This is a genomic window from Bartonella sp. AA86SXKL, from assembly GCF_042196885.1.
Genome location: NZ_JBHIRE010000479.1, coordinates 1 through 612 on the forward strand (window position 1 = coordinate 1; position 612 = coordinate 612).

Here is a 612-nt window from a genome sequence, read left to right on the forward strand (position 1 = left end):
ATCACACATCTCTGCTCATAGAAAAACAGATGACAAATGGAATATATTCTTCAAAATATAAAGAAAACTATGCCCCAATGTTCCCGTTAAACACCCTTTGTTCCATCTTGAGAAACAGAAGCGATACGCAAGAGATTGGTAGCACCAGGTGTACCAAGAGGAACACCAGCTGTCACAAGGAAGCGATCTCCCCCTTGGCAAAAGCCTTCTTGAAAAGCAATCGCAGCCGCACGATCAACCATATCCTCCAAATCCCGCGCGTCTTCAGTGACCACACAATGAAGTCCCCAGACCAAAGCCAAACGTCTTGCTGTTTTTACAATAGGCGATAAGGCAATAATGGGCCTGTTTGGACGCTCCCGTGATGTGCGCACACCCGTTGTGCCTGAAGCAGTATAAGCAACGATAGCTGTCAATTGCAGTGTTTCGGCGATCTGACGCGCAGCGAGAGAAATCGCATCGGTCCCCGTTGATTCTGGAGCAGGATGCTGTGCGCCAACCTGAACCGCATAAGTCTGATCTTGTTTGATTTGTTAGGCGATTCGATCCACCATCATAGCACGACTTCTTCAAGATAAAGATCAGCAGACAACATGACAGCACCACCCACTA

General features: G+C 47.5%; 1 pseudogene. It reads right to left on the bottom strand.

The window, feature by feature from the left end:
• Window positions 1-86: 86 nt before the first annotated feature.
• Window positions 87-612: pseudogene (locus ACFIO5_RS12760) on the bottom strand (pyruvate kinase alpha/beta domain-containing protein); the annotation flags it as partial.